The following is a 5,462-nucleotide window of genomic DNA, read 5'->3' on the forward strand; positions in this document are numbered from 1 at the left end:
TTACACAACAAGCAATGGCCCAAATCGAAGAGCAGATTTACCGCTTACCAACTTTGAAAAAATGGTTCGTTGAAATCTTTTGTCGAAGTGACTAAAGTTTTGGATCATTTTTTAGTTGGAATACTCTAAATTAGTCACCAGTATTGATGAATTAGACTGGTACTCGGCGCGGGAGGAAGGGTTAGGCGACCTTTATGAGGGGTTATTAGAGAAGAATGCCAGTGAGAAAAAGTCCGGGGCAGGGCAGTATTTTACACCCCGTCCGCTAATTGATTGCATGGTATCTCTGATTAAACCGCAACCGGGGGAACTCATTCAAGACCCAGCAGCGGGAACGGGTGGGTTTTTGATTGCGGCTGACCGTTATATTAAAAAACAGACTAACGAGTTATATACGCTGCCAGAAGCTGATCAAGTTTTTCAACGGCAGCAGGCGTTTTATGGGATGGAGTTGGTGCAGGATGCCCACCGCTTGTTATTGATGAATATGATGCTGCACGGAATTGAGGGGGAGGTAACGTTGGGGGATACTCTCTCACCGGATGGGCAGCGGTTAGGGAAAGCGAATGTAATTTTAACGAATCCGCCTTTTGGCACGAAGAAAGGGGGAGGCTCTCCGACGCGGGATGATTTTACCTTTCCTACTTCTAATAAACAGTTGGTGTTTTTGCAGCACGTTTATCGCTCTCTGCTACCCGAAGGACGGGCGGCGGTGGTGTTACCGGATAATGTGTTATTTGAAGCTGGGCAGGGGAGCAATATTCGGGCTGATTTGATGGATAAGTGCAACTTGCATACGATTTTACGGCTACCTACGGGGATTTTCTACGCCCAGGGGGTGAAGACGAATGTGCTGTTTTTCCAGCGGGGGACGACCCAGAAGGGTAATACTAAGGACGTGTGGGTGTATGATTTGCGGACGAATATGCCCAGTTTCGGCAAGCGGATACCCCTGACGCGATCGCATTTTACAGAGTTTGAGTTGGCGTATGGGGATAACCCGAATGGCAAGAGTGGGCGTGTTGACGAAGGGGAAACGGGGCGATGGCGCTGTTTTACTCGTGAGGAGATTACGAAGCGGGGAGATAATCTCGATATTTCCTGGCTAAGGGATGAGAGTTTGCAATCTGGAGAGGATTTACCGGAACCGGATGCGATCGCGGCTGAGATTATGGTGAGATTACAGACGGCGATGGAGGAGATGGAGGCGCTGACAGTACTGCTGGAGGATGAAGCTTGAGGATGTCATGCTGAGTGAAACGAAGCATCTCAATGCAGCATCTCAGAGAGATTCTTCTCTTCGAGACGCTACGCGAACACTACACTATCGTTCCGTTCTCCAATGACATGAGGATAAGGGAAATGTCATGCTGAGTGAAACGAAGCATCTAGATTCTTCGCTACGCTAGCGCTACGCTCAGAATGACATGAGGGTGCGGGAAAATGTCATGCTGAACGTAGTGAAGCATCTCTAACTATGGACTCAAAACATTCCACATGACTAAGCCTAAAATTCTGCAAGAGGGAGTCAGCTATACTTTTCGCTCGTACTTTGAGTTACCTAACGATACTGATGAAGTACTCGCAGAGTTTGGCTATAGGTTTGAACGCCAGCGCCTTCAGTTGCCAAAAACAACTCGTGAGATTGAGCGTCTCTCGGAGTTACAGCAGCAGCTTGAAGAGACGATTCCTTATGTTACTCTCAGCAGTGAAACGGCAAAGCGAGAAATTTTGATTGCTCCGGTGTTGACGCGAGTAGCGGTGATGTGTCGCCGTCTGTTGCGGATTGAGTATCCTGTGAAGGTTAATGAGCAACTTCAGGGCATTCTAGATTATTTTATCCAGTCGGAACGGGGGTTAATTGTCATTGAAGCAAAGCGAGATGACTTGACGCGAGGGTTTACCCAACTAGCGGTAGAGTTAATTGCGCTCTCCATGTTGGAGGAGTCGCCGGAAGTGTTGTATGGAGTGGTGACGATTGGGGAGTTATGGATATTTGGGAAATTGGAGCGCAGTACATACACAATCACAAGAGATATCGGTTCGTATACTTTACCCGATGATTTGGCAGAGTTGGTCAGGATTTTAGTTGGGATTCTGGAGTAGTCTGCGATCGCTTTTTTGAAATTGCGGCACAGATTATGCTGAGGTTGCAGACAGCGATGGAGGAGATGGAGGCGCTGACAGCACTGCTGGAGGATGAAGCTTGAGGATGTCATGCTGAGTGAAACGAAGCATCTTGGAATGAGGAGCAATAATAATGAAAAGTATCAAAACGCGATCGCACGTAGGAAATGATGGCATTTTACATCTAGATATTCCTGTAGGAGTACAAGATAAAGAGTTTGAAGTGATGGTGATTTATCAGCCAATTGAATCATCAAGGGGTGTCAAAACACCCCTTGAGTTGGGCTGGCTTCCTGGTTTTTTTGAAGAGGTGATTGGGGGTTGGGTGGGAGAACCGCTAGTGCGCGAACCGCAGGGAGAGTATGAGACGCGGGAGCAGATGTTTTGACTTACCTGCTGGATACTAATGTTTGCATTCGATTGTTGAATAATACCAGTCCAACGGTTACAACTCGGCTGGCGGCACAAGAGCCAGAAAATATTTATCTGTGTACTGTTGTACAGATGGAGCTAGTTTATGGAGCGTATCGCAGTGCTAATCTGGAACGAAATTTAGCGCTGTTAGAACAGTTCTTTAGTCAGTTTTCTAGTTTGCCTTTGGATGAGCCAGCGGCTAGGGTTGCAGGGCAAGTTCGCGCACAATTGGCGGCATTAGGTACGCCGATTGGTCCCTATGATGTACAAATTGCGGCTATTGCTCTAGTAAATAATTTAATCTTGGTCACGCATAATACGGGTGAATTCGGTCGAGTAAATGGACTACAGATTGAGGATTGGGAAGAGGTGCGGTGAGTTATAGAGATTGTTACCAGTATGCGATCGCTTTTTTGAATTTGCGGCTGAGATTATGGTGAGGTTGCAGACGGCGATGGAGGAGATGGAAGCGCTGACGATATTATTGGAGGGAGAGGAAATAGCTTGAGTTTTGGAATGAATAATGGTTTACCTCAAGGTTGGGAAAGTACAACCATTAGTGAAATAATTCTGCCTTATGAATTGGCAATACCGTCTTACTCCTCCAGAAGGACTCGAATGCTATTCAAAAAGCGGCTTTAGAAGCCCACAAATGGCTCTGACTCATGCCAAAATTCAAGTGGTTTGCAACTATACCGAACTCTTCAAACACCGAGCGCTGGCAGTAGGGGATTTGTGGAGTGCAACCACCCTAACGCTCAACACCAAAGCCTTGGAAACCCTGGCACCCAAAACGGTTATGCCCTACTGCTGGCAGCATTACAAATACCGTCAAGATTTCTGCGACTTGCGGCAATTCCTCAAGCAGCAAGGCAAAATCAGTGCCAAAAGACTACTCGTTGATCGCCACGGCAAGGCGATTGAAGCGGGTGTCGAACTCGAAGTTATCCAAATTAGTCCGACAGCCGCCCTAGCATTGGCTGAGGTGAAACTTTAGAGCAACCATTGTCGAGTGCCTTACGGAAACTTTCGTAATCGTCGCCGTAAGTGCGCTCGTCAAAAACTGGACGCTTATTCTTCCAACCGATAACCACCGGACAGTTGGCAGCCAGCCTTCGTAACGTCTTTGGATGCCATTCCACCGTCATCTCTCCCTCTAAAACATTGCGCCAAGTCATGCGACTCACCCCCAGGCGATCGCACACTTCGTTATCTTCAGCATCCCACAGGCGCTTCAATTCCGTGAAAATGCCGCGTAATTTTTCCATATTGTGAGGTGATAGTACTTCTCGCATGGCTTTCCTTCGAGGTTGTAATGGATCATCCCCTTTTTTTAAATCTTTTTGGGCATAAACTACAACCATTTCCGACAATTCCCGTAGAGCGATCGCACTTTGAGAGAACGAAAGCTGCCGCAGTTGGAACATAAACTTGTCAAAACTCGTGGGTGGCTCCTCTACGGTTGGCTTCTCCTTTAGACTGAGCGACTTGTCCTGAGCGACTTGTCCTGAGCCATGTCGAAGGATGTCGAAGGAAGCCGAAGTCTGAAGCTCATCATCCCCTGCCAGCAGCTCACAGTAATACCGCCTCGCACCCGGTTTTAATTTCTGCATCGCCTCTAGCAGCAGTTGCTGCACCTCCAGCGTCGGATTAGCTTTTCCGGTGCGAATCTCGGAAATATACCCCGTCGAAAGACCCGTCTCTCGCGCCAAATCTGAGCCGCTAATCTTAAATTTCTGCCAAACTTCTTTGAAAATGGAGTTCACTGTTGCTCGCTCTGGACTATATCGATGATACTATTAGCTTGCAACGAGAAAGAAAGTCAGCTCCACCTAGAAAATTTCACAGGTGGAGCAGACACTAATCTAAAAATCAAGACAATGGTAACAGAAACTACGAACTTACGCTTACTTTCCGCGTTTCGGCAAAGCTCAACGACCACCCACTTTGGCAAAAATCGCCGCGATGGGTCAGCAAATGCGTCAAGCTGTGAGACAATAGTGAAACCCAGCGTTGGTAAGAACAACCTGGGAGCGACCCCGCTAAAAACTTAAAGCGAAAGCGAGGATTTGATATGAATATCATAACCGTTGAGGGTGGTTTTTGCCACCCCCTACCGGATCTTGTTCATTTTTTGGGACACAGATGCGGTGAAATGAGCCGTATTGGAACTCAGTTTCACGCATTTAGACTGAGCGCCGTGGTCGCTGAGGCTTCTCGAAGCGCCGAAGACTTCGGCACTTCCATTGCCACTCAATCCGAAGGAGGCAACTCATGAAGCTGTTGTCACCGGAAAAACCGCTGATTGTACTGCCTCAGCTCTCGGCTGCCATTGGTCTGAATGAAGCACTCATCTTGCAGCAGATCCATTACTGGGTTGAGAAAGCTGGGGAACTGAAAAACGACGGGTTTAAGTGGTTTTACAAAACTTACAAGAAGTGGGCGGTTGAATTGCCCTTTTTATCCATTGGCACCATCCGTCGTGCGATCGCCGTTCTGCGAGAACGAGGACTGATTTTAGTTGAGCAACACAGTCTCAAGACGTTGTACCGAGCCAACTGGTATACGGTTAACTACGAGGCGGTGCAAGAGTTATTGGAGTCGATTTGTCCAAAACAAGCACGTCGAGATGCCAAGAGCGATCGCGTCGATGTGATCAATATGAGCATACCTCCTTATATAGAGACTACTCCTAAAGAGAATATCTCTACAGATACCCCAACCACCCTCCCCAAAAGCCAGAGTGTTTTTGAAAAATTTTCTTGGCTAGAGCTAGAGATTTGGCAGCTAAATTGGGATGCTCTGGTTGCTGTTATCTCTTCTGAAATAGAGTCACTAACACAAAAGCGGTCTTCTGGAAAAAAGCAACCATCTGATGAGAGCAAATTTTCCGCTGCCGCTGAGGTGTTTCACATTTTTGG

Annotated in this window: 5 protein-coding genes and 2 pseudogenes; 6 read left to right on the forward strand and 1 reads right to left on the reverse strand. The window is 47.3% G+C overall.

Translation table 11 applies throughout. From position 1 onward, the window contains the following. Window positions 1-127: 127 nt before the first annotated feature. From IQ257_RS28580 to IQ257_RS28600, 5 genes and pseudogenes are all read left to right on the forward strand, one after another. Window positions 128-1,240 (forward strand): annotated as a pseudogene (locus IQ257_RS28580) (HsdM family class I SAM-dependent methyltransferase); the annotation flags it as partial. A 257-nt stretch (window positions 1,241-1,497) separates the two neighbouring features. Further along, complete coding sequence (locus IQ257_RS28585) at window positions 1,498-2,106, forward strand: hypothetical protein (RefSeq protein ID WP_193882145.1); 609 nt, start codon at window positions 1,498-1,500, stop codon at window positions 2,104-2,106. A gap of 154 nt (window positions 2,107-2,260) precedes the next feature. Then, entirely contained in the window at window positions 2,261-2,515 is a 255-nt protein-coding gene (locus tag IQ257_RS28590) for a hypothetical protein (protein WP_193882148.1), read from the forward strand. Beyond that, window positions 2,512-2,919 (forward strand): type II toxin-antitoxin system tRNA(fMet)-specific endonuclease VapC, encoded by a 408-nt coding sequence (gene vapC / locus IQ257_RS28595; protein ID WP_193882151.1) that lies wholly within the window; start codon window positions 2,512-2,514, stop codon window positions 2,917-2,919. The genes IQ257_RS28590 and vapC overlap by 4 nt, the downstream gene beginning before the upstream one ends. A 199-nt stretch (window positions 2,920-3,118) precedes the next feature. Further along, window positions 3,119-3,538, forward strand: coding sequence for a hypothetical protein (locus IQ257_RS28600; protein WP_193882154.1), 420 nt, complete (start codon window positions 3,119-3,121; stop codon window positions 3,536-3,538). Here the strand turns inward: IQ257_RS28600 and IQ257_RS28605 are convergent. Beyond that, the gene (locus IQ257_RS28605) at window positions 3,495-4,307 is read right to left on the reverse strand and encodes a helix-turn-helix domain-containing protein (RefSeq protein ID WP_193882157.1); all 813 of its coding nucleotides are present in this window, start codon (window positions 4,305-4,307) and stop codon (window positions 3,495-3,497) included. The genes IQ257_RS28600 and IQ257_RS28605 overlap by 44 nt on opposite strands. A gap of 508 nt (window positions 4,308-4,815) precedes the next feature. Between IQ257_RS28605 and IQ257_RS28610 the strand changes: the two are divergent. After that, window positions 4,816-5,462, forward strand: a pseudogene (locus IQ257_RS28610) (hypothetical protein); the annotation flags it as partial.

Source organism: Coleofasciculus sp. LEGE 07092, from assembly GCF_015207375.1.
GTDB lineage: Bacteria > Cyanobacteriota > Cyanobacteriia > Cyanobacteriales > Coleofasciculaceae > LEGE-07092.